The organism is Oceanobacillus kimchii X50 (assembly GCF_000340475.1).
Taxonomy (GTDB): Bacteria; Bacillota; Bacilli; order Bacillales; family Amphibacillaceae; genus Oceanobacillus; species Oceanobacillus kimchii.
In genome coordinates this window covers 1295159-1319443 of record NZ_CM001792.1, presented here as the reverse complement: position 1 = coordinate 1319443, position 24285 = coordinate 1295159, and the positions used below count along the sequence as shown (strand labels likewise).

Below are 24285 nucleotides of genomic sequence, written 5' to 3'. Positions count from 1 at the left end.
TAGTATAGAGATATTAAGTATAAAAGAAGAGTTCGTTAAAAATTTATAAATACAAATTTAGGAGATACTTTCGAATTGATGAAATAAGAAATTGATTTAAAATTCTCTTCAGAATCATATTCCGTAAAACCTAGTGTGCTCTATATACATTTTATTTATAAATCTATGTTTCTACCTACATAAAAAAGGGAATATATTTGTAAGAGGTGGTAAACAATGGTGGACAATAATAATGAACGCAAAGACGAAAAATCAAAAAGGAATATAGAAAACCGTACTGCTCTAGATGAATTTGAAAACCAAAAATTTGCCGATGACGTCCCAATGGAAGACTTAAAAATCGAATTAAAAGATGAGAAGAAAAAGACCAAATCAAAAGACGATCACAAAGTCAACGTAAACATGAAAAGTAAAGCATTCTCTCGGAATGCTTACTTTTCATGTTTACGTATGTTCGACAAATCTCTCTAAATAATACCATCCATTTGATGCTTTTCTAAATCTCTATTCGTCATAATTATTACACCTAATTATCTTTTTCAAAGTTATAATTATCTCTCAATTATAGATCCCCTACTTCCTATATTATTTCTTTCATTTAACACGAACATAAGTATTAGATTTTTATTTTGACAAATAATTTCGAATTATTATTTCCTTATCAGTATTTTTATTATATAATCATAAAAATTACTTAAGGAGGAGATACAATATGATCGAAAAAGATTGCTTTATTTGCCAAAAACACAAAAGCGACATTTCTGCATCTAAATTTAAAATATATGAAAATAATTATGTTTATGTAGGACATATCGATAACAATAATCAGCAAAGTTACCTAGGATATATAATGATAGATTTGAAGAGGCATATTCCAACTTTAGGAAATATGAATGTAGAAGAATCAAAAGCTTTTGGATTAATAATTGCTTCTGTTAGCAAAGCTTTAATGGAGTGCGAGAATGCGGAACATGTTTATGCAATTGTTTCTGGTGATAATGTTCCTCATTTACACATACATATTATTCCTCGTTATCTTCATACACCAAAGAAATTTTGGGGACCTAGCGGTGTACAAGATTGGCCAGAAGCTCCAAGAGGCAATACCCAAGAAATACTGGAAATCTGTAATCGCTTAAAATCGTATTTGGAGAATTCTACTTATGAATAATTGTATTAGTTGGGTTGGTAGTGCTCAAACTTTTATAGATGAACCAAGCGTAGTTCAATATAAACATATAAACTTAGGTCGGCTTGGAGGAAATTCTAACACCGGTCAAAATAAAAATGAAGATGGTTGTTTAATATGGTGGAGCCTTGAACAAAATTGGGAATTCATCATGCTCCTGGATGCACATAGCAGTGATGATAGTGCTAAACTTATCACCCATTATATAATGGAAGCAAGATTCGATTTTTTAAGGATTATGGAATTACCAGTTCAGCAAAGTTTTCAATTAATAAAAGAAAAATTACTTCATATTTTTAATTCCAACACTTTCCTAACTGACTGCAAAAACATTAAGGGTGAATCATCCTGTTTAATCGTCTTGAGAAAGGAAAAATACATTTGGTGGTTTTCAGTGGGAGACTGTCTATTATACTACTTCCATCCTGATTTAATTCGATTAGGACAATTTCAATTGAATCAAAGACAGTTTTTTGAATGGATTGGACAAATGAACACATTTAATCAAGAAGTCCCTTGTTATAGCACTGGCGTTCGAGAACTAAGAAAAGGAGAAAACCATATCTTTCTCTGTACAGATGGCTTGATAGAATGTCCTCATGCACCCTTTGCACACCCGGAAAGAATTTTTAATTTGTTTTCAGAATCTGCACAGCAGGATACAGAAATAATTCTTTCTATGTTAGAAACCTTACAATCAAAAGAGGTCAAAGATAGTACGACCATCATTTCTTGGAAAGTATTAAATTCTAAAAATGTATCGATGCCGAGTGATGAATTAAACTAAACCTCATTCTTGCTAGCAGTTGATTTCAGTTGTTGTAGATTCATATAGCACCACCCAAAGCAATTATTTGTCTCATTATTACATCTCCTCAACCTATATTATACTGCAATTTTATCTTTCGGTTTTCTAACAAAACACATAATTGCTGCAACGATATACAGTAAAGTATGAATACCAAATCCTGTAAAAATAAACATACCTGTTATACAGCTAGCTGAAATAAACAATATACCGGATAACTTACTATTTACTTTCAATTTTAGAACACCTATTAATCCCAATATAAAACTAATTAAATACATAACTGCCGGAAGCCATAATAGATGTAGAAAAATAGAAAAGATTATAGGTAAATCTCCATGAGGGACAGCAGATGTACCCTCTCTTAGATTCACATTAATTATAAGTGCAAAAATCCCAAGAAAAATTACAAATCCTGCATCGACACAAACTGCAATTGTACTCAAAATCTTTTCAATAGATCGATTCACTCATTTCTCTCCTTTCATTCATCCGTGTATTTTTGTTAACTCTTTTTTCTCGTAACCATAGCCCACAGTAAATCAACACCTATCATAGTTAGATGTATCTCGTAAAAGGCTTTTAGTAATTATAATATTATTAGTCATATGAATACTTTCTTGTGAATAGTATAATTTATCCAAACACATACTGCCAAATATTCTAAGAATGAGATTCGAGTTTTACATTATATGATGCTAAATGCTTGCTTATAAAAAAACAAGCTTATATAATATATTCAAATATCATTTAAATTAATCCCAAAGGGGAGTAGCATAATAGCAGCTGTCGTCATTACAGGAGGAATCCTCGGCACTGCTGGCAACTTTTTATTAAGTTGCTTGCGAGACCTTTGCTCAATTTAGTGGGCAAAGGTCTCTTTTTATGGACTTATTGCCACACTTTTAAAAGGAGGTAATTATATGTCTAAACTCACAAAATTATTAAAATCAAAAGTGGTAAAAGAAGGAATGAAACAAGCTCAGAAACACGCTCTACCATTAATTAAGAAGAAACTAGCAAAAAGGAAAGGTAAGTTTAAATAATAATGAATTCATCTCAATACAACTTCTATGTCTCTACCGTTTCATTTTCAAATAAAAATAATCAAGTAAAAGTACTGAAACATCACCCTGATTTGCAGGTTTATGGGACGGGAAGAAGTGCTGTTGTATTTAAAGTGAACGGAGAGCATAGAGTCATTAAAATATTTTATCCACCTTTTGAAAAAACAGCTATTCAAGAAAAAAATAACTATGAAAAACTAAAAGGCAGTAGTTATTATCCAACCATTTATGAGTCTGGACCCAACTATTTGGTAATGGATTTGATTGAGGGAAAAACTTTTTTTGAATGCTTGGCGGAAGGAATTTTATTAAAATCAGACTATGTACACCAAGTTGACAATGGATTACAATATGCAAGGGACGTTGGTTTAAATCCATCCGATATTCATTTACACAATTTGATTGTCACAAAAGAAGGTACGATTAAAATTATTGATGTTGCTCGTTTTTCTCAGGAAAAACAATGCACTCAATGGCAAGATTTAAAAAATGGATATGAAAAATACTATCATCGAACTTATTTTCCTACTAAAATTCCAAAATGGATAATGAATAGCGTTTCCAAACTATATCGGCTTCGTAATAAATAGTCTATTTAATAATAGGTTAAGACAAAAGGGTTTACTCAAAAGATAAATTCGAATGATTAGTTTAAACCAGAGATATACTCCGCTTATCTAACTAGTGACTGGTGAGATTCTGATTGCTCATAACACCTGGTAGACTTTCACCCCACATAAAGTATATTTCTACCGCTAAATCTTATTATCATTCTTCTTTTGAGCAACCCGTTTTACTTTGTCTATGCCCTACTTATGGTACTCAGAAATTAAAATCCAGTTGAGTGTTTTCTTGCTTCTCTACACCTTTCATATATTTAATTCTTCGTTGAGCTGCTGCGTTAGATACTTGTTCATCCGCATGGTATGAGGAACGAACTAGTGGACCAGCTTCACAATGGGAAAAGCCTTTTTCTAAGGCAATATTTTTCAGTTCTTCAAATTCATCTGGGTGATAGTAACGCACTACCTCTAGATGTTTTTTCGTTGGCTGTAAATATTGGCCAAGTGTAACAATATCCACATTATGATTTAATAAATCATCCATTGCTTGAATAATCTCTTCTTTTTCTTCTCCTAGACCAACCATTATACTAGATTTTGTTGGTGTTTTTGGAGCTATTTCTTTTACACGTCGGAGTAACTCTAATGAACGGTCATACGTAGCCCTAGCTCGCACCCTCTTGGTAAGTCTTCGAACGGTCTCAATATTATGATTAAAAATATCTGGTCCACTATCCATTAATGTATGGAGACTTTCATAATCTCCTTTCATATCAGAAGGCAAAATTTCAATAGTACAACCTGGATTTTTTCTACGAATAGCTCGGACAGTTTCTGCAAATACTGCTGCACCGCCATCATTCAAATCATCTCGAGCGACTGCTGTTACTACCACATGTTTTAAACCCATTACGGTGACAGAATCAGCCACACGTTCTGGTTCTCCCCAATCCAGCTCATTCGGCAGCCCTGTTTTTACTGCACAGAATCGGCATCCCCTTGTACACGTATCTCCTAAAATCATAAATGTAGCTGTTTTTCTTTCGCTCCAGCATTCATGTAAGTTTGGACAGCGTGCCTCTTCACAAACTGTATTTAACCGATTATCACGCATCAGCTTTTTTAAGTTTCGATAAGATTTGTTTGTATTAATTCTTGTTTTTAACCAATCTGGCTTTCGTACATGAGTTTGTTGATTAGACATGTGAAACAGCTCCTTTTATATTACTCTTCGAATATTTAGCTTCGGCAATCTGATACACTTCTTTCCACTGTTCTTCTGTCAACGTTATTGGCTCTAATTCGATATTTAAAATTTCTGAAAAACCTTGTTGAAAAGCATCTCTTACCACTTTATAGGATTGCTTTTCTCCTAACTCCTTATTAATAGTAGTCGCTCTTTCATAAAATCCTTGTCTCTTTCTTTTTTTTATTTGATCTGTTGGAAATTGTAATAAATCAAATAGCATCTCCACATTCATAGATATAGGGATTGATCCATGTTGAAGTAGTATTCCTTTTTTCCTTATTTGTGCGTTCCCTGAAATTTTCTTTCCATTTGCAAGCAATTCATAAAATGCGGGTTGCTCAAAACAAATCGTGCTTCGATTTTTAGAGATTGGCTCATGTGCATAATCTACTTCAATCCCCAGCAATTGATAGGCTCTTAATATACCTTTTGATAAATCGTAATATGCTTGACGAATAGATGATGCAACTCTCTCATGCCTTTCTGAAATGACAATACTGTATGTCAATTCATCATCATGCAGGACAGCACTTCCACCGGTCATTCTTCTTACCAATTGACATTGATGCTTTTTAATACCTTCAAGATCAATTTTACCATCTACTTTCTGAAAATATCCTATAGAGAGTGTCGGTTCATTCCATCGATAAAATCGCAAAGTTGGTGGAATTTCACCTTTTTGATGCCAATGCAACAAAGCTTCGTCTAGTGCCATATTAATCGCTGCATCTTGTGGAGTGTTTTCTACGAACGCCCATTTTTCTCGCAAAGATTTTTCCTCCTTAGCGAACTTTTTCACTTTAAGTGTGGGTTTAAAAGGGTGGATGAAAAGGACCGAGAAGATCGAGGCGGCTTAGCTTTGAGTACCGGAACGTATGCAGTTAATACGTGAGGAACTAAAGCAAGCCAACGAGCTTCCACAGGATGTGGTGATTTCTGCGTTGTCCACAGGACGTGGGCGATCTTAGCAGAAGTTCCCCCCTGATCTGTGTTATTTTCACCAGACTCTTTGAACAACCTCTTTGAAACAAACAAAAAGACCACATTCATCATGAGAGAATGTAGTCAATATACTTATGCCTATTGACCACACTTCCTCACGCAGGCATTATCCTGTTCGAGTATAAAGGGTCTAAACAATCCAATGTTCATCTCAGCTATTTACCATAGCTCCCCTAGTGTGAAAAAAATTCTATTTAAATGTCATTTACTAACAACCCAAGCTTACCAATAATGGAATATAATGTAAAGATACTTTTTTACTCCGTTTATTTAGCAAGGACCCTTAAAAGTCTAGGTCAAATTTTCACTCTTCTCCATCCAATCTTTTCCTTCAATTTGTCTGGTTACTAACATACTTGATACGGTATCACCAGTAACATTAACCATCGTTGCAGGCGGATCAACCACTACTCCAATGGCAGTTATGATTGGTAATGCTTCCATTGGTAAACCATACAGTGTGATTATCATCATTTCTCCCATAAATCCGCCACCTGGAATTCCACTCATCACAATTCCAGACAACAAGCATATTCCAATAGCAGTTAGGAAAGTATCAAATCCCGAGAAATCCATATTGAATACGCCAAAGACAAATGCAATTTTAAGCATTGCAGATAAACACGATCCATCCATATGAATCGTTGCCCCTAAAGGAAGTACCGTTTCACGAACATCCTTTGGAACACCAATACGTTTAGCCGCTTGTAAGTTTACAGGTAAAGCAGCGATACTACTTCCAGTACCAAGTGAAGTTGCTGCCGGAGCTAAGATATTTTTCCAAAAACGAGTAACTCCCTTCTTACCACCAGCAAGAAATGCATATAAGGTAAAGCCAATTGCAAAATATAATACGGAAACTGGGTAATAAATGATAATTGCTTTCGCATAATCCCCAATTAATTCCGCTCCAAATTCTCCAACAAGTGCTGCAAAGTACGCTCCAAGACCAATTGGGGCATAGTACATCACGAGTTTTATGATTTTCATAAACACTTCAGAAGCACTAGTTAGAAATGTAGCGAATGGTCTACCCTTCTCCCCAGTTAAACCAGTCGCTACACCAATCAATACAGAAAAAACAATTAGTGCTAACATATTGTCTCGGGAAAATAAATCAACAAAATCTGGTACTGTAAACGTATTAACCAATTGTTCCGATAAGCTTTGTTCTTCCACATTTTCTGGTGTATCCAAGGGAATATTTACACCAGAACCCGGTTCAAAAATAACAGTAGCAACTAACATAAATACAGATGCAATTATTCCTGTAACAACAAAAACCGTAATCATAGAGCCCAAAATCTTCCCAAGACGTTTCATACTATCCATACCAGCAATCGCTGATGATATGGTAAAGAAAACTAAAGGTATAACAATCATAAATAACAAATTAATAAATAAATCCCCAAGTGGTTTAATAATAGTAGCTTCTTCACCAAATAAAATCCCTATAATACTCCCAATAATGATTGATGCCAGTAAAATAATAGGAAATCGATATGCTTTTAATTTTTCTTTCATGTATCTCACCTTCATTATGTAATTTCATTTCATTAACTTAGTATATTCTACTCCTTTTTTTATTGAAGTCAAAGAGGCAAATGAAGTAATTTTTTCTATAATTATTTTTACTCTAGACATCAGGTAGCTTCTGTCATATCATATTCACTATGTATTTTTTTAACAAAGAGGTGAGATGATATGCCAATGAAATTTTCTCGAAATACTATTCTAGCTATCTTTATGATTGGTACATTCGCGATAGGAATGACAGAATATGTTGTTACTGGATTACTAACACAATTCGCTACAGACCTGGATGTACCAGTATCTACTACAGGACTTTTATTAAGTGTTTATGCTATTAGCGTTGCTGTATTCGGACCTATCTTACGGATGGTTACAGTAAAGTACTCACCTAAACCCTTATTAATTGGATTAATATCTATATTTATTATAAGTAATATCGTTGCAGCACTAGCTCCAAATTTTGAAGTGCTTCTATTATCAAGATTGCTGTCAGCAACGATGCATGCACCTTTCTTTGGTTTAACCATGAGTCTTGCTGTTGAAATTTCTAAACCAGAAAAAAGAACTAGTGCCATAGCTGCTGTTCAAGGTGGGTTAACTATTGCTGTTATGCTTGGTGTTCCATTCGGATCGTTTGTTGGTGGTTTTTTTGATTGGAGACTTGTTTTTTGGATTATAGCCTTATTAGGTGCGATTACTTTAATTGGTTTACTTTTAGTTACTCCGAACATTAGGCCAGCAGAACAACCGAAACTTAGAAAAGAATTAACCGTATTAAAAAATAAAAATATACTAATGATCATTGCGGTTATTGTCTTTGGTTTTTCTGGTGTTTTCACTGCATATACGTTTAAAGAACCTATGTTAAGAGAAATTGCTGGTTTTGGCGTGACAGGTGTCACAATCGGGCTGTTTTTATTTGGGCTAGGAGCCGTTATTGGCAATTTTGTCTCGGGAAGAATTCATCCTTCAAAGTTAACCGAACGTTTAATCGTTACCTTAGCAATACTTGGTGCAGTGCTATTTTTATTTACATTTTTATTATCTGTACCATTTCTTGCTTATGTTGCATGTTTTCTATTTGGAGCAGGAACATTCGGAACCACTCCAATTCTAAACTCAAAAATTATTCTAGCTGCTACAGAAGCACCAGCTCTATCTGGTACCATTGCCGCTTCCGTTTTTAATCTGGCAAATTCTATTGGTGCAACATTAGGAAGTTTACTATTAAATTCTGGTTTTTCTTTTTCACAAATCACATTTGTTGCAGCTGGAATGATATTATTCGGTATGCTATTGATGATAATAACGCATAAGATAGAAGATAAATCATTATTCTCTATTGCTACTGATAAATAGGTTTTACAAAAGAGGAGACTCTTCGGAATAGAGTCTCCTCTTTAATATTATTTATAATTCCACTCTTCCCGTAAAATCCCCATACGTATAGAGTCGTAATACTCTCCATTATAATAACGGACTTTACGTATTTTTCCTTCCATCATCATTCCTAACTTTTCAGCAACACGAATCATCCTCTTATTTCCAGACCATGTAGTCAAACCTACTCTAACTACAGGCAATTGATCAAATAGATGGTTTATCCATAACTTTAAAGCTCTTGTTCCATAGCCTTTACCCCAATTATTGCCTTCATAAAAGATAATCCCCATCTCTAGCCAATTCTTTTGTTCATCTTCATAATAGTAAGAAACTGTACCATATACATCATTATCTACACAAATTACCCATCTAGATTTAGTATCAATCCATGAGTCAGATTCTTTCAAGAAACGTTCATAAGAAATACTTTTATGGGAGAAGTATGGAGCATCCCATTGCTTCCACTCGGGTTTATCTTCTTTGTAAATTAATTCCCATAGACGTTTCAAATCTTTTTCTTTAATTGGCCGTATTGTCAACTCTCGATCTTTATACATGTGAATCCTCTTTTCATTAAAATTTATACTACCAACGATTGAAAAGAAGATTAAAAGAATCAAACTACTTTTCAATCACCTTTTTAACTGAAATCTGGTTCATTGCTATCACACCTTTCAAAATTTAAGTAAAACATCTTTCCTTTAAATATTCACCTATACGCACCTTTATTATTAGCTAAAATAACTGCTAAGACAGTACCCCACAGAAATGTAACACCATAAAACATACGTTGAAGTAGTCCTGCTGGTAAAGAGATAAAGATAAGTAGCACAATAAAAACTACTAAAATGATGAGAGAAACCAATATGCAATAAGTCCACCATTTCCCTCTGACTAATAATTTTCCAAATAACCATAACCCAATTAAAAAAGTTACCATTCCTAACTGTGCAAAAATAGAATGCCAGAATAAATTTACATCTGCAGGAATAAATCCAGAAACAATATTTCCTAATGCTAATAACAATAAACAAATAGTACCTATCCGATTCTTTTTATTTTGTTCTAGCTGTTGAGAAAGATATAGTATCCCTATTGAAAATGTAATCCCGTTAACAATAAATAATATATTCATCCAAAAATGATAAGGAGAGCAAATATCATAAGCTGCTAAAGGATAGGTATATTCGCCACAACTCGTAACTCCCAAATCACTCATTGCATGATCCATCAAATTATACGGAGCGATGGAAGACATCACAAAAAAAGGTTCAATTACAAAATACATACAAGTAAGAATCCAACTTGTTATACCAACATTTTTAGAGATTTTCATTCCAATTACTCCTTATATTTATCCCGTTTGTTACAAGCAGAATATCCTAAGTTTTACTTAATAAAATTAAAGAGATCTGTTTGTTGTTAATCGGTACTAAGTATTATTTCTATATTCATATCCTATTTTCCTTTTATATTTTCATATGAATAAATTTAGTATGGATTATAGGAAATACTTGGCTTTGATTGTATTGGAAGACGACGACTCGTGGTCAGAAAAAAAGAGCTTGAAAATCCAGTAGGAAAAGTGGTTTTCTTTAACCTAGTTAGTTAAAGCCGTGCCTGCTAAAAAGCTGCCGTCTGCAAAGAAAATTAAACTGATCACCATTTAATATGAAATTGATTAAAAAAGAGAACCCAATTAATATCGGATTCTCTACTTGCTTGCAAATATATTAGTGTGCGATCATCTCATGAACGATATCTTCTTCACTCATTTCAGATGGATAGTATGTTGGCCAGTGTTCGACTTCTTCTAACAACGCTTGTCTGTCATCCCCCCAATAAAGGTGGAAATGTCCAGAATCAGTTGGGAATATTGAATGATCGCTAAATTGAATATAAGTTGGTAAGCCTTCAGACTCTTCATCTAGTTTAAATATAAATCTTACTCCTCGATTTCCTGCTTCATAATTTAAAATTTCATACCCATCATATTGGTACTCACCAGTTTGTTCTTCTTCTCCCTCAAAGAAAGTTACTTCATTACCATTAATGACAATTCTATTTACGTCAGTTACATAACCAGTTTCATAATAATCCTTGTATTCTTCTTCTGTCATGTCATCACTTTCTTCAGCTTTGTGTGCATAGACTTCATCTAGTGTACCATTTTGATGTAATGGATATACAGATTGCCAATCGCCTTCCCAGTCTCCTAAAGTACGATCTTCTACTTGTTCATCTTCAAAATAACCATTATAAATTTGTTCAGATTCTTCATCATGCGCATGACTATGTCCATGCCCGTGATCATCTATTACAACTTCTATAACTTCTGATTGAGCATAAGGTTCATGATTATCATTAAACAATACTGCTATAATTTGTTGTCCATCAGTTTCCGCATCACCAAAAAATTTCGTATCATCTAATTCTGGTACTGCTTCCCATTCATCACTGGATGAATCTCTTATGTACCAATGCCAATGATCAAATTCACTATCTTCTTCAAGCTCTGCAGTTAATTTGATTAAATCACCTGTATGATAATGATCAGATACTCCATTAATATTTACTTTTTCTGGTGCATCTCCAATCTCTACCTCATGATTATGATCATTTTCTTCTTCAGCATTTGCTCCTTCTTCGGAATTATCATCTGCTGATTGACAGCCCATTATAAATAGTAGACTTAGTAATAGAACACTAAATCTCTTTCCCCATATTTTTCTCATAATGATTCTCTCCTTTATTAAATCGTAACAGTTACGACTCGTAATGATTACGATTTAAATTATACATAGCAGTTATATGACCGTCAAGATAATTTTTAAATAAAATAAAAAAAGTCTCTACCTGAGACTTTCGTTTTTTTTAAACTAAACAATTATTATCTAAATTTCTTTCCAGATATTATATGCCAATGAAGGTGTTTTGAATCTTGATAATTACCTAGGTTTGTAATGACACGACACGCGCCATCTTCTTCCTTTACCATAGTTGCAACCTGCTTGATTACAAAAAACAACTCCAATAATAAATCATTATCTTTTTCTTCCAAAGAAAGAAGAGAGTCAATATGAACTTTCGGGATGGCAACTATATGAGTGGGCCAATATGGATTTGTATGATGGTACGCTAATACATTTTCTGTTTCCACGACCTTCTCCACTAACGTATTACCACTTAAAACTTCATCACAATAAAAATCTTCCATCATATACTCCCCCTCCATATTTTCTGATCATTATTTTGTACCATAGAAGATAAATGATGATGATTCTTCACTTGCCTCTTTTAATTCCCAATCTCCATAACATTTAACATCAGAAAATCCTGATTTTTCTAAGGCAACCTTTACTTCTTTTTGATTACGAAATCGCAATTGCAGTTTTTCACGTTGGATAACCTCTCCAGACTTAACACTTTTTACAGTTTCATAGAACGTAAATATTTGTTTTTCGTCCATTCCATCGTATTCGGTCCAAATTTCTAATTCTTCTCCTGTCTTAGGATGTGTTGCAACATCGGGTGTTTTATCTGCCATCCATTTTTTCCACACTTCAGCCTTTGGATTACGTGTATCAAATATGAAAGAACCGCCTTCTTTCAATGAACGAAAAACATCACTTGTTACTTGCTCCCAATCCACATCTGTAAGAAACACTTGCGCAACATTTGCAGTCATAATCACCACATCATATGTGTTTGTCTTTAGATCCCCACTATCTCCAATAATCCATTCAACTTGATTGGATGTTTGTTTCGTCTTAGCAAGCTCAATTGCTTCTTTATTTGGATCGATTGCGGTTATATCAAATCCTGCTTTAGCAAAATGTAAGGTGAGCCTTCCTGTTCCACAACCTAGATCAGCTAGATTTTTCCCTTTTATCTCTTTTAATAGGGAAAGAAAAAATGTATCGTCTTCACCAAACCTATTTAATTGATCATAAACTAGCGGAATCATATATTACCTCGCTTTACTGTCTTTTTAGTCTCTTACCGAAAATCACAAATGCTTTTCCATCTTCATTTGGATAAAATTGCTCTTTTACTAGTTCCCAATGCTGGTTCTTATAAAATTGTATAGCAGTCATATTATCTTGTTGTGTTGTCAAAATTGCTGTAGTTGTTTTGGCACCTTTTAACAGACTGTCTAATAATTCTCTTCCATATCCTAACTTTCGATAATATGAGTCCACGATTATTTCAACAACTTCATAGCAGTTGGAGAACCAATCTTGATACTCCTGTTGATTCAGATGATTAGCAATAAGATCATGGTAATATTGACCTTTCAATGAAAAATAACCATAAGCAAAACCAATTAACTTATTTTCTTCCGATAGAATCATATGCCCTTGAAAACCATCATAGTCCATATGTTTCTTTATTCGTTGGAATATCCCTTCAGAATCTTGTCTCCAAACTTTACTATATAATGTGGAAATTAAGTTAACATCCTCTTCACTATGTATTGATTTAAAGTTTATTTGCATACCAGTCACCTCCAACAGACTACACTCCATTTTATCATTCAATTCAGAAAAATACATAATTCTCATTCATTTAATAATATATAATATCAATTAGGGGTGTGATTGTATATGAAGATTTTTAGAATAATGATAAATTACATCAGTATAATATTTATGTTAGTATTTTCCAGTTCTTGTGATAGCACTTCTATTAATAACATTCGAAATGCCAAATTTAAAACTCAGGATAGCCTTATTGGAAATATACAGACGATAAACAATGATATTGCTATTGTTAAAGTAACTAAAGGGTCAATTTTAAATTCTGGAAATCAAGTAACTGTTGATTTATCTGTAGAAGAAGAAATTACTTTTGAAGTAAGTGATAAAGTTGAAGTCGGATTTACTGGAGAAGTCAGAGAGATTGGTCCGCCAGTCGGAATAGACACTATCTATGTAAAAGTAATTGATAATTAAGTAATTTGCTATGAGTAATACATTTGATGTAAAAATGGAATAAAAAAACCTCGCAAATGCGAGGATAAAGTTTGTATCAAAATATAAAGTTAAAAATTCTCCCAATGAATGGCACTTTTACCAGCATGTGGGTGATCATTAAATTGAAGCTTAAAGTATTCGTATTCTAACTCTGCGGTAGTAAGCTCATAAAGATGTTTGTTCCCTTTTTTAAAATGATTAGATGCAATTAATTTCTCAATTAATTCGTTTTTTCTTCTTTCTGATTCATCTTCATTCCAGAAAGCCATATTTAAATCCTCCTCTTCTATAAGTATGATCATGGCAAAGATAAGAAGAGAGAATTTGTATATTACGATAACCTCAACTTATCTTTCAAGCTAATGCTTGCAGGATTTAGCACAGACAGATGCACTCTGTTGCTGAGGTTTCAACGGGCCAGTCCCTCCACCTCTCTTGATAAGTATATTTTTATAAACTTAATTATAAACTCATTAATCCGATTTGTCTACTGCGATTTAATTCTGCAATCTATATATCATAAATTGATTTGTTTCATTCATTTTTCTATGATAGGTGATATCGATTACTAATCCAGTTTACTGCTTCTGTAAGATTCTCTGCAACAAAATCAAGTTCAATTTCTTTTAGTTTTTCAAAATGGTCATGAAGCGTTGACATTCCTGCCCCTGTTTTTACTAATATCTTTACTGAATTTGTTTTGGAAGCTGCTACCATATCACTCCATCTATCGCCAATTACAACACAGTTATTTAAATTTAACTGATATTTATAAGTAGCTTCTTTTAACATACCAGTACTAGGTTTTCGGCATTTACAGCCTTCTTTATGATGATGTGGACATAGAAATACATCATCAAAACCAAATCCCATTAATTCTTTATAGAAATCTTCTTTACTCGCCTCTCCCAATGAAATACCTGGTTGATTGGTAAATGAAAACACTTGAACAAATTGTTTAAGATAATCTATATTCTTTTTCGAATTCGTAAACAACTTAAAGTCATCTGGATAATGTACCTTATCATCTCCACCAATGGTTCCATCCCTATCTAAAAACACTGCTTCAAGCTTTTTGTTTATCATGACTCCCTCATCCCAAAAATGGAAGAAATATTTAAAGTAACCGTTAAAGCCAATAGTATTGCAGATATCAAAACTGTGCTACCTGAAACATCCATTAAAGCTGACCAATCCTGAATTTTCACGAGGTGATGCTGATAAAATAACTGAAAACATATTGCAATAGAACATGCACTTAGACTTACTAACATTAGAATAATTTTTTTCAATTTATGTTTATGTGTGGATAATAGATTGATAACGGGAAGAATTAATGCTATTATCCCTAATATTACACTTGCTAGATTCAATAGTGCCATTGCTAGTTTTCCCCCTTTTATTAAATAGACGTAGATTTATTTATAATAGACGCAAAATTTTAATAAATACTCAATTTAGATTATTGTAGAACTTTATAGCTATTTAAGGAGAGCCGAAAATGAAATTCACTTTAGAAATCATCCGGATACTCATAATTTTTGGTCTATTGGGATTTATTTTCAATAAAGCTATTATGTTTATCTATTCATCCATCGGTATTCAATTAGATAATTATTATGGAGGATTAATTGCTGGTATTGGTATCATTATTTCTATTTTTGTATTATATCGGAACAAATTACAATTCTCTGGATTTTATAAAAGTGATAAAAATTTAAATTTTCAAAAACAGTTAGTACTTTTTTAATATCAATTTCTATCATCATGTTAGTCATTGCCCCATACTTACCATAAGTTGTAATATGTGTTTGGTTACCTTTTGGATTAAATCCTTTAAAACTCAGAATAAATAATCAATAATTATTATCTTTCTCCTTATGATCAATTTATGTATAATTAACCTTTGATATATTAGCTAACGAAGATTAATCATAAGGAGAAACACCATGCAACGTATTTCAAATTCGACAAAACAGCGTTATTATACATTTCTATTAATTTTAGCGATTCTTTTCATAGCTTCAACACTACGGTCCCCCATCACTTCCGTTGGCCCATTAATTCCAATATTTAGAAATGAATTAGAGGTAACAAATGCCATGATCGGTTTAATTAACACATTACCTTTAATAGCATTTGGAATTTTTTCTTCATTTGTTCCTACTCTATCTAGAAAACTAGGAATGGAAATTACGTTATTAATGGCAATGGTAGTATTATCCATAGGTATATATATTCGATCAATTGGTGATATATCCATGTTGCTATTCGGCACACTGCTTCTGGGGATAGCAATATCGGTGGGAAATGTACTAATGCCAGGACTAATCAAATCAAGCTTCCCATATCGTATCGGACTTATGACTGGTATTTATTCTGTAACCATGAATTTATTTGGAGCGCTGGCTTCAGGAATATCTGTCCCTATTACTTCCTTTCCTTCATTGGATTGGCGCAACGCAATGCAAGTATGGAGCGTCATTTCCTTGATTGCCGTAATTATATTATTATTACGACTACCCATGATTCGTTCATCACGGAAAAAGGTGTTTGTAGATGTAAAGAGCCAACCTCCTACTGCATTATTCAAGTCGAAAATAGCTTGGGCAGTAACATTCTTTATGGGTTTTCAATCATTCATTCCGTATAGTCTGTTTACTTGGCTTCCAGATATCTTATTAGCAAAAGGATTTTCTGAAAGTGACGCAGGTTGGTTTATTGCAATTTTACAGATGGGAATTATTCCAACGACATTTGTCGCGCCAATCATTGCAGGGAAAATGAATGATCAACGAATAATTGGATGTATCGCAGGACTTCTATTTTTTAGTGGACTGTTTGGAATAACATTTACATCATCAACTAACTTAATTATAGCTTTCTTATTGTTAACTGGAGTCGGTGCCGGGACAGCATTTAGTTTAGCGATGATGTTTTTTGTTCTTCGTACAGAAACAGTGGCTCAATCTTCACAACTATCAAGTATGGCACAATCGGTCGGCTATATGGTCGCTGCACTTGGACCATTACTACTTGGTTTCATCTCAGAATGGACCAATGGATGGACTATTCCTTTGGTTATTTTAATGATTGTTGCTTTATGTATAGCAATACTCGGAACCATCGCGGGGAAAAACGAAAAGATTAAATTTGAATAAATAATGAATGGAACTACCTTCCTTTGAAGCGGAAGGTAGTTCTTTTACTTAAGCAAACGGATTATCACCCTACCAATCAATGAGCTACCAGATTTCCATGTAACGTCTAATTCCGGGCGCTCATCTTGTCTATTAGCTACCATTCTGCTTTGACCCTTCTGATTTCGGGCACTCATCTCGCTTATGAGGTACCTTATTTCTCTATTCCTTCTGATTCTGGGCGTTCATCTCGCCTATGAGTTACCATACTTTCCTGCACCCTCTAATTCCGGGCACTCATCTCGCCTATGAGGTACCTTTGGATAAGCTACACTAAATCGGACAGATAAAATGAGGGCTTGTAAACTTATATTAATAACTGAAGCATACTACTATGGACGGAGCTCATTTCACTTCTCTTGAACATCTTGTTCTTGAACTTAATGATTATTTTCATTGGTGTAATAACATTCGAATTCATGGAACGCTAGGTTATTTAAAGTGAAATTTAAACATCTCATCTACCCCTATAATTTTTTGTCCATTTTAGTGTTGACATACCAATGCTTATTTTTTCTTTGAAAAATACCTAGTATGTTTCTTACTATCTTAACTGTATATATACAAATTCTGTTTTGATCTTTTTGAATGTCGCTTCAGCCACCGCGTTGTCAAAGGGGGACAAATGTTAAAGGTGAAGAAATTACTGATTTTACAGGTGTAACTTACAAATCATCCACTAATGCAGTAGCATTACTTAGTACAGATGGTCAATATTATTTTAAATACTTCTTGAATAACGACTTCTTCAATGACCGTAATCAACGATTCTTTTAATTTTTCTCTCTTATTGGCCAATTAAAATAGCGGGTGTAAAACCCAATGAGACTGTGTCCAGAGTTAATTTATTCTCTCATTTTTATAATTAGTAAATTACTGTGAAAAAAAATATTAATCAAAGACAAAATCTATAATCATTGTATTAGATTCTCTAAAAATATACTTTCTATAACAAATAATAAATTTTAAAAAACGAGGTAATTAGCTATTTTTTATAGTAAATATAGTCTGTATTTATTGGATTTTATTTAGTATAAACTAACCAGAATGTTTAATATATGAATAAATGATTATTTTTAAGTAAGCGTTTTCGTGATAAGGTTTAGATATTATTTTAAAAAGGAGGGATGATGTAGGACTTTGTGGATAAGCAGACTAAATATAAAATCTTAAAAGGGTGTGGAAGAATTGATTAGAAAAAATGTAAAAATCTTTTTATTAAGTCTTATTGTTATATTGTCTTTAGGTTTGTCTTTTCAGTCTGTCTCTGCGAGTACTCCTGATTTCAGTATGACCGGGTTTGCTACATTTGATGGTGGCACAACCGGCGGTGAAGGAGGAGATACTGTAACTGTTTCCACTGGTGACCAAATCATTCAAGCCTTAAAGGATAAAGACGATAACACTCCATTAAAAATTTATGTAGATGGAACGATCACACCTGATAATACTTCGGATAGTAAAATCAATATCAAAGATGTTTCCGATGTATCGATTGTTGGAGTTGGAACGAATGGCGAATTTGACGGTATCGGCATTAAAGTATGGCGGGCAGATAATGTGATCATTCGAAATCTCACAATTCACGAAGTAAGAGCTGGTGATAAAGACGCTATTAGTATTGAAGGACCATCTAATAATATCTGGGTAGACCATAATGAGCTATATGCAGATTTAAATGTGGACAAAGATTATTATGACGGGTTATTTGATGTAAAGAAAAATGCACATAATATTACCTTCTCCTGGAACTATGTCCATGACAGCTGGAAAGCGATGTTAATGGGCTCTTCCGATAGTGATGATGGAGATCGTAACATCACTTTCCATCATAACCATTTTCAAAATTTGAATTCACGTGTTCCTGCTTTCCGTTATGGAGAAGGGCACCTTTACAATAATTATTTCGAAGGGATCATTGATACCGGTATTAATGCACGGATGGGTGCAGAATTGCTTGTAGAAAATAATGTCTTCGAAAATTCTAAGGATCCTTTAGGTTATTGGTACAGCGACGAACCTGGCTATTGGAATGTTTCCAACAACTTGTATATAAATAGCACAGGAAGTCAGCCAACTACTTCAACAACCACTTACACTGTATCCTATAATTACAATTTAACTCCTGTACAAGATGTCAAAGCAATGGTTTCTCAGTTTGCGGGTGTTGGAATAGTTCAGCCTTAAGGATACAAAAAAGGTCCAGTTATGTAGTGCACCCCAAAAGTTAGAGTGAAAATCTAACTTTTGGGGTGTTTATTGTAAAGGTGTAACTGGACAATTTGTTCTTTAAACTGACCTTAACTAATCTGTACAACTAAGTGTAACTATCCAGGGCAGTTAGAAAATCAATTGACTCACTCTTTAACTCTATGATAGATTGGTTGAATTTTGTTCATCGTAACGCCTTGTTGTTTATATTTTAAAATGAATATCCCGCACAATAACAAAACAATAAATCCTAAAATTAAGGCTAAGTTAGAATCCCATTCTGAAATTAAACCTGATAAAAGCGTACCCATAATTGTAGCAACTCCACTAAGTACAATGATTGCACTGAAGTTAATAATAATATTCCTAACGATGAAATCATCAGCAGACTACTTAATAGGTACAACCAATTGATTCTTTTAAATCTTGGCATGATTAGTACACCTATAATATTCCCTATTCCCGCGCACGAAAGCAATATACCTATTGAAGTTTCCGTAAAATGAAGTGCTGTTTTTGCATGTATAATAATCGTCAGCTCTATAAATACAGTTGTAAATCCAAGTACGACAGCAGAAATAGTGGAAACGATCTGTGAATCATTCGCATAAAGATAATCGACACCTTCTCTAGCTTCGTTTATAAAGTTTTTGAGCTTCTCTTTTCTATTCATAATAACTTTTTGGTTGATATTTTCATTACGATATTTCACTAAAGAAATAATAATCATACAAAAAAGAATTAAAATTCCACAAATAACTAAAGTAATGCTCGGTCCATATGTAGCTAAAATCACCCCACCTAGTGCAGGACCAATAAATGTAACGATAGCATCAGCAGCCTCTAATAAATTATTTGCACTTAATAATCGGTCCCTACTAACAATTTTGGGGACCATTGCTGCCAATGTAATACGCAACATCAGTTCTACAAACCCCATAAGGAAAAGTATGATTCCAATGATGCCCAAACTAGAGTCTTCAATAGTGATCAAACATGCTAATAGAAATAATAACATGGCATATATCAGGTTACATATAGTTGAAATTAGCACCAGATTCCTTTTTTCAACCCATGTACCTAGAGGAATTGAAAAGAGTATGGAACTAATTCGTTGAGATAAAAGTACAAAAGATGTTAACAGCGGCGAACCAGAAAGACCGAGTACAATTATCGGTAATATCAGTTCTCGAAAACGATTGCTTAATATATTGGATATACTGTGGAGCCACAACTTTGCAAAATCGGTATTAATCAGCCATTTATTCAATTTAACACCTCTATTTAAAGTTAATGAATCACCTTCCTTTTATTGAAATTTGAGTAGTTAATCCGTTACGAACAAAGTAAATCCTCCTCATCATTGATCTAATACTATTATACATAGAAGATTCAGAAAAAAGATGGTATTAGAGTATATTCTTCTTATGCCAATCTAAAAAACAATTTCTTTCAATTACATTTAAAATACACGGTTCTCTTGCTTCACTCTCCATCTTAGCATGTTGCTCTGGAAAATTTACTCCTTCGTCTATTTTTATATAGGGGAGTTTCTCTTGAGATTTCTGAGACCGTATATTTGTTTTCTTCGCCCCTGCAAATACTCTTTCTAATTTCATATTTTCAAAAGCATGATAAAGAATTTCATTTTTCGCTAGCTCGTTATACCCTTTTCCCCAATGCTCTACTCCTAACCATGTTCCAATTTCACTCGTACTATTCTTTTCATCTATTTCTTTCAGTGTAATAACACCTATTGGTTCGTCAATCTCATTGAGAATAATTCTTGAACATAAGTTTCCTTGTCTTTCTGCTTCTATTACAAAATGAATAAAATCGATCGTTCCTTGAACAGAAGACTGTGCTTTTGTTAATCCTAACGTGTCTCTAATCCTTGGATCTGATGATTGCTTTGATAATGTAGCTGCATATCTAATGTCTGGAATAACTAACTGTACCTTTATCAATTTTTATTCCTCCTCACCACTTAGTGAATGAAGTACATCACTCACATGATTCCATTCATATATCAGTAAAGATAATACTTTACCTCCGATTGTAATTGAGGATGAAGAAATTAATGTTGCCCCATAATATTCATAAAAGTAACGCGTTCGATTATCCTCAAGCACTTCTACAAACACTTTACGATATCCTAATTCTTCAAGATGTAATAACACCTCTCGAAGTAACTGTTTTCCAATCCCTGTCCCTTGATAGGTTTCTAGCAAATATAAAGAAGTTAAATCACCAGCATTTTCATAAGTATTGGTCGACCTTTTTCCTCCACTGGCAAATCCAATAATTTTTCCTTGTTCATTTTCCGCCACCAATATAATACTTTTATCTTCTGAAATATTCGATTCCCATATTTGTTCTCGTTGTTGATAGGTCAACTTTTCTAAATAACTATCTGGAATAATACCCTTGTAAGTGTCCTTCCAGCTATCTACATGAACGATTGCAATTCCTCGAACATCTTCTAACAAAGCCTTCCTAACCCTCATTGAATCTCCTCCTTATTATAGAACTAAAAAAAGCCCATCATCTCTAAGAGACGACAGGCTTTACCTACGCGTTACCACTCTTGTTAGTTCATTGATAACGAACTCACTCTACACGTGTAACGGCGCAACCCGTTAAGATTTATTTGTTAATCTTAAAGCTCCAAGGCGAGTTCAGGAACTCATTTACTGTCTTGCACCAGCCGACAGTTCTCTTAATAAACAAGTAATCCTTACTACTCCTCTTCATTGCACATATTGTATTTCAATTAGCTTACCACAGCCATTCTAAATGTCAATAAGTTCTGAACATTTTTAGTGAGATGGTTTTTTACATTTAATTAGAGTATGTTTACTAAGTCTCTTATAACATATCTTTTAAAGCGCTTAAATTTTTTTCGGCACTCTTTAACGGGTCTCCCGTAAAATGTTCTTGTTCTACAATAAACCATTCTACATTGTTCTTTATCCCTGTTTGGATGAGAGAACGAACGTCAAGCGTACCATTTCCAATCTCCGTAGACACTTTTTCTCCATTCTCTAACTTAATATCTTTTATATGAAGTGATATGCAACGATCCTTATATTTGTTAATAATTTTTATAGGATCATATTTTGCGTAAGTGGCCCAATAACAGTCTAGTTCCATCTTTACCAATTCTGAATCCGTATTTCCAAACAACAATGAAAAACCGGTTTCATTTTCCATTTCCTCAAATTCAAATGCGTGATTATGATAGGCAAACTGAAACCCTGAATCTTTCAGTTTCTTTCCAATTTGATTAAAAAGTTCAGCGCTCTTAAGATAGTCCTCTTTAGTCTGTCTCATTTCTTCTGGAAGATAGGGACAGATAATTAATGAATTATTGATAGATTCGTGGAATTGTTTAACGCTATCAAGATTTTCTTGAAGTTGATCAATGGGAACATGCGCACCTGCTGGAATCATTTCTGATCTTACTAAAGTTGAATTCACCTTCTCAGCGGGAGTATCATAAAAACCTGCGAACTGAACCCCTTCATATCCAATTGCCCCAACATCTATCAATAAATTATGGAAATTACTGGTAGCAGCTTCTCTTAAAGTATATAACTGTAAGCCTATTTTACTCATAAAACTTTTCCCCTCCCTATCATGCATCATAACAAACTAATCTAATCGTTTCTCATAGCAATTACATTCATGTATACGTCTATACTTATTTTTCACTTCTTCGTGCTTATTTCCAACATAGTGCGCGAATACCTTGATAGGAAAAATATGAGGAATTTTACTTGATAAAGTTTCTTTTATCTCGTCTCCCTCCATATACACATGTAAATAACTATCAACTTTTAAAAACTGTTGTGTTTCATACCAAATATTGACGGACAGATCGTCTCTCGTCCAAGCTTCTAATCGATTCAATCCTACTCTTCTAGCACGTTCCTCTGCTTCTGCAAGCAAAGCCGTTCCAATCTTCATTCGCTGATAGTCAGGATGAACAGCTATATGCCAAATCATTCCTCCTAACCCACTTCCTCGCGAACAAACTGTTCTTTCTTGTTGTTCATATTCCACGTCTATTAATCCAACAATTTCATTATCTATTTCTGCTATTAACTCAATCGAGGGATTATCATACTTTTCTTTATGTGGTACGATGTTATCGTAGTATGCAGTATCTAGAAAAGCCAGTACTCTGCAACGTACCCAACCAACTTCATCTTTAGCTTCGTATTCTCTAATTTTCAAATAAAACCTTCCTCTCTATTAACCATTACTTTGCAGCCATGAATGAATCGTTTCTATAAAATCTGAGTTTTTCCATGCTAAAATGGCATTCATTTCTCCCCATTCATTAACTTGTGTTTCAAAGAAGATGTATCCTATATAGTAGGCAAGACGATTGAAGCCAAAATGAGTTCCACCATTAATTGAAAACCACTCTTTATACATATCTTCAGATGACAGTTTACTGTAATCATCTAGAAAAGCAGCTATTATTTTCTTTTCGTCCTTTTTGCAAAACTCCATCCATTCTTCTCCTTCGTCATTATAAGAAAAGTAGATAGAAGAGTTAAGATTTGGGACAATTCTTTTGGAAAAATAAGTCGCCGCTCCTTCACGATACAACGAAAGGAGTGCATTCTCCCATCTCATCTGATTCCAATTGACATCTGTAGTGTCTGTCAAAATGTTATGTGCAGCATGTCCAAATTCATGTGCCACGATTACATGTAAATGATCCGGATTCGGTGAAAGTTTTTCAAGTGAAAAAGTAACGTCAGGAATAACTTGCCTATGTGTAAATGCATTTGAGCTAAATCCACCAACAATTAAATTAACATTATTAGGAAATTCTATGTCATAAACCACTTTATATTTCTCTGTAACCTTTTTAATAACTGGCTTAATATTTCGATGAACTTCCGTAATAACTGGTAAAGATGAAGGATATTTACGTATGGACTGAAGATGTCTTTCTTCTGTACCTTTGCAATGATAGGCAAAATATTCTTCAAAACTAGTAGAGTATTGACTATAATATTTTTTTAGAAAGGAGATGGACGATTCATAGTTATTTAAAAAGTAAGGTACCGTATCAATTAATTTCAAA

31 protein-coding genes, 2 riboswitches and 1 other annotated feature are annotated in these 24285 nt (G+C 33.6%); of the genes, 12 read left to right on the top strand and 19 right to left on the bottom strand.

What is annotated here, in order from left to right:
- The first annotated feature begins 216 nt into the window (after window positions 1-216).
- The 3 genes from C794_RS19775 (at window position 217) to C794_RS07020 (ending at window position 1976) form a co-directional block, all read left to right on the top strand.
- Complete coding sequence (locus tag C794_RS19775) at window positions 217-471, top strand: hypothetical protein (RefSeq protein WP_017796424.1); 255 nt, start codon at window positions 217-219, stop codon at window positions 469-471.
- Window positions 472-712: 241 nt separating this feature from the next.
- Window positions 713-1171: an HIT family protein gene (locus tag C794_RS07025; protein WP_017796423.1), complete on the top strand. Its 459-nt coding sequence runs from the start codon at window positions 713-715 to the stop codon at window positions 1169-1171.
- Window positions 1164-1976: a protein phosphatase 2C domain-containing protein gene (locus C794_RS07020; RefSeq protein WP_017796422.1), complete on the top strand. Its 813-nt coding sequence runs from the start codon at window positions 1164-1166 to the stop codon at window positions 1974-1976. The genes C794_RS07025 and C794_RS07020 overlap by 8 nt, the downstream gene beginning before the upstream one ends.
- A 98-nt stretch (window positions 1977-2074) precedes the next feature.
- On the opposite strand, the gene C794_RS07015 is transcribed toward C794_RS07020, so the two are convergent.
- A complete protein-coding gene (locus tag C794_RS07015) occupies window positions 2075-2467 on the bottom strand; it encodes a DUF4064 domain-containing protein (protein WP_017796421.1) in 393 nt (130 codons plus the stop codon).
- A 453-nt stretch (window positions 2468-2920) separates the two neighbouring features.
- On the opposite strand from C794_RS07015, the gene C794_RS21175 reads away from it, so the two are divergent.
- The gene (locus C794_RS21175) at window positions 2921-3043 is read left to right on the top strand and encodes a hypothetical protein (RefSeq protein ID WP_017796420.1); all 123 of its coding nucleotides are present in this window, start codon (window positions 2921-2923) and stop codon (window positions 3041-3043) included.
- Between the two features lie 2 nt (window positions 3044-3045).
- Window positions 3046-3654 carry a protein kinase family protein gene (locus C794_RS07005; RefSeq protein ID WP_017796419.1) on the top strand — a complete coding sequence of 203 codons (609 nt, stop codon included), beginning with the start codon at window positions 3046-3048 and terminating at the stop codon, window positions 3652-3654.
- Window positions 3655-3886: 232 nt separating this feature from the next.
- Here the strand turns inward: C794_RS07005 and lipA are convergent, their stop codons facing one another.
- From lipA to C794_RS06990, 3 genes are all read right to left on the bottom strand, one after another.
- Entirely contained in the window at window positions 3887-4831 is a 945-nt protein-coding gene (lipA, locus tag C794_RS07000; RefSeq protein WP_017796418.1) for a lipoyl synthase, read from the bottom strand.
- Window positions 4824-5645: a lipoate--protein ligase family protein gene (locus tag C794_RS06995; protein WP_017796417.1), complete on the bottom strand. Its 822-nt coding sequence runs from the start codon at window positions 5643-5645 to the stop codon at window positions 4824-4826. The genes lipA and C794_RS06995 overlap by 8 nt, the downstream gene beginning before the upstream one ends.
- A gap of 308 nt (window positions 5646-5953) precedes the next feature.
- A riboswitch (TPP riboswitch) is annotated at window positions 5954-6063 on the bottom strand.
- 106 nt (window positions 6064-6169) lie between these two features.
- Window positions 6170-7402, bottom strand: coding sequence for a dicarboxylate/amino acid:cation symporter (locus C794_RS06990; RefSeq protein ID WP_017796416.1), 1233 nt, complete (start codon window positions 7400-7402; stop codon window positions 6170-6172).
- A 180-nt stretch (window positions 7403-7582) separates the two neighbouring features.
- Between C794_RS06990 and C794_RS06985 the strand changes: the two genes are divergently transcribed.
- Complete coding sequence (locus C794_RS06985) at window positions 7583-8770, top strand: MFS transporter (protein WP_017796415.1); 1188 nt, start codon at window positions 7583-7585, stop codon at window positions 8768-8770.
- A gap of 47 nt (window positions 8771-8817) precedes the next feature.
- Here C794_RS06985 and C794_RS06980 read toward each other — a convergent pair whose 3' ends face one another.
- From C794_RS06980 to C794_RS06955, 6 genes are all read right to left on the bottom strand, one after another.
- Entirely contained in the window at window positions 8818-9351 is a 534-nt protein-coding gene (locus C794_RS06980; protein WP_017796414.1) for a GNAT family N-acetyltransferase, read from the bottom strand.
- Window positions 9352-9503: 152 nt separating this feature from the next.
- On the bottom strand, window positions 9504-10130 hold the full coding sequence (locus C794_RS06975; RefSeq protein ID WP_017796413.1) for a DUF998 domain-containing protein: 627 nt from the start codon (window positions 10128-10130) through the stop codon (window positions 9504-9506).
- A gap of 397 nt (window positions 10131-10527) precedes the next feature.
- A complete protein-coding gene (locus C794_RS06970) occupies window positions 10528-11529 on the bottom strand; it encodes a ZinT family metal-binding protein (RefSeq protein ID WP_017796412.1) in 1002 nt (333 codons plus the stop codon).
- A gap of 155 nt (window positions 11530-11684) precedes the next feature.
- Window positions 11685-12014 carry an HIT domain-containing protein gene (locus C794_RS06965; RefSeq protein WP_026133747.1) on the bottom strand — a complete coding sequence of 110 codons (330 nt, stop codon included), beginning with the start codon at window positions 12012-12014 and terminating at the stop codon, window positions 11685-11687.
- A 27-nt stretch (window positions 12015-12041) separates the two neighbouring features.
- Window positions 12042-12761: a class I SAM-dependent methyltransferase gene (locus C794_RS06960; protein WP_017796410.1), complete on the bottom strand. Its 720-nt coding sequence runs from the start codon at window positions 12759-12761 to the stop codon at window positions 12042-12044.
- 13 nt (window positions 12762-12774) lie between these two features.
- Window positions 12775-13293: a GNAT family N-acetyltransferase gene (locus tag C794_RS06955; RefSeq protein ID WP_017796409.1), complete on the bottom strand. Its 519-nt coding sequence runs from the start codon at window positions 13291-13293 to the stop codon at window positions 12775-12777.
- 126 nt (window positions 13294-13419) lie between these two features.
- Here C794_RS06955 and C794_RS06950 point away from each other — a divergent pair, with 126 nt between their 5' ends.
- Window positions 13420-13749, top strand: coding sequence for a hypothetical protein (locus C794_RS06950; protein ID WP_154648742.1), 330 nt, complete (start codon window positions 13420-13422; stop codon window positions 13747-13749).
- 89 nt (window positions 13750-13838) lie between these two features.
- On the opposite strand, the gene C794_RS06945 is transcribed toward C794_RS06950, so the two are convergent.
- The 3 genes from C794_RS06945 to C794_RS06935 form a co-directional block, all read right to left on the bottom strand.
- Entirely contained in the window at window positions 13839-14039 is a 201-nt protein-coding gene (locus C794_RS06945) for a Fur-regulated basic protein FbpA (RefSeq protein ID WP_017796407.1), read from the bottom strand.
- A gap of 75 nt (window positions 14040-14114) precedes the next feature.
- Window positions 14115-14215, bottom strand: a riboswitch (SAM riboswitch).
- Between the two features lie 101 nt (window positions 14216-14316).
- Complete coding sequence (locus C794_RS06940; RefSeq protein WP_017796406.1) at window positions 14317-14856, bottom strand: HAD-IIIA family hydrolase; 540 nt, start codon at window positions 14854-14856, stop codon at window positions 14317-14319.
- Window positions 14853-15152, bottom strand: coding sequence for a hypothetical protein (locus tag C794_RS06935; protein ID WP_017796405.1), 300 nt, complete (start codon window positions 15150-15152; stop codon window positions 14853-14855). The genes C794_RS06940 and C794_RS06935 overlap by 4 nt, the downstream gene beginning before the upstream one ends.
- 119 nt (window positions 15153-15271) lie before the next feature.
- Between C794_RS06935 and C794_RS19770 the strand changes: the two genes are divergently transcribed.
- The 5 genes from C794_RS19770 (at window position 15272) to C794_RS06920 (ending at window position 19157) form a co-directional block, all read left to right on the top strand.
- Entirely contained in the window at window positions 15272-15520 is a 249-nt protein-coding gene (locus tag C794_RS19770) for a hypothetical protein (RefSeq protein WP_017796404.1), read from the top strand.
- A 199-nt stretch (window positions 15521-15719) separates the two neighbouring features.
- The gene (locus C794_RS06925) at window positions 15720-16931 is read left to right on the top strand and encodes a CynX/NimT family MFS transporter (RefSeq protein ID WP_017796403.1); all 1212 of its coding nucleotides are present in this window, start codon (window positions 15720-15722) and stop codon (window positions 16929-16931) included.
- Window positions 16932-17289: 358 nt separating this feature from the next.
- A complete protein-coding gene (locus C794_RS20375) occupies window positions 17290-17415 on the top strand; it encodes an IS3 family transposase (RefSeq protein WP_260048392.1) in 126 nt (41 codons plus the stop codon).
- Between the two features lie 143 nt (window positions 17416-17558).
- Window positions 17559-17747, top strand: coding sequence for a hypothetical protein (locus tag C794_RS20670; protein ID WP_139136357.1), 189 nt, complete (start codon window positions 17559-17561; stop codon window positions 17745-17747).
- Between the two features lie 411 nt (window positions 17748-18158).
- On the top strand, window positions 18159-19157 hold the full coding sequence (locus tag C794_RS06920) for a pectate lyase family protein (protein WP_017796402.1): 999 nt from the start codon (window positions 18159-18161) through the stop codon (window positions 19155-19157).
- Between the two features lie 310 nt (window positions 19158-19467).
- On the opposite strand, the gene C794_RS06910 is transcribed toward C794_RS06920, so the two are convergent.
- The 6 genes from C794_RS06910 to C794_RS06885 form a co-directional block, all read right to left on the bottom strand.
- A complete protein-coding gene (locus tag C794_RS06910) occupies window positions 19468-20451 on the bottom strand; it encodes an MFS transporter (protein ID WP_017796400.1) in 984 nt (327 codons plus the stop codon).
- 139 nt (window positions 20452-20590) lie between these two features.
- Window positions 20591-21148: a GNAT family N-acetyltransferase gene (locus C794_RS06905; RefSeq protein WP_017796399.1), complete on the bottom strand. Its 558-nt coding sequence runs from the start codon at window positions 21146-21148 to the stop codon at window positions 20591-20593.
- A 3-nt stretch (window positions 21149-21151) separates the two neighbouring features.
- Entirely contained in the window at window positions 21152-21688 is a 537-nt protein-coding gene (locus tag C794_RS06900; protein WP_017796398.1) for a GNAT family N-acetyltransferase, read from the bottom strand.
- Between the two features lie 43 nt (window positions 21689-21731).
- Window positions 21732-21944: a binding site (T-box leader), on the bottom strand.
- A gap of 105 nt (window positions 21945-22049) precedes the next feature.
- Entirely contained in the window at window positions 22050-22799 is a 750-nt protein-coding gene (locus tag C794_RS06895; protein WP_017796397.1) for a sugar phosphate isomerase/epimerase family protein, read from the bottom strand.
- A 36-nt stretch (window positions 22800-22835) separates the two neighbouring features.
- Window positions 22836-23420: a GNAT family N-acetyltransferase gene (locus tag C794_RS06890; protein ID WP_017796396.1), complete on the bottom strand. Its 585-nt coding sequence runs from the start codon at window positions 23418-23420 to the stop codon at window positions 22836-22838.
- Between the two features lie 18 nt (window positions 23421-23438).
- Window positions 23439-24284 (bottom strand): DUF2268 domain-containing putative Zn-dependent protease, encoded by an 846-nt coding sequence (locus C794_RS06885; protein WP_017796395.1) that lies wholly within the window; start codon window positions 24282-24284, stop codon window positions 23439-23441.
- Between the last annotated feature and the right edge of the window lies 1 nt (window position 24285).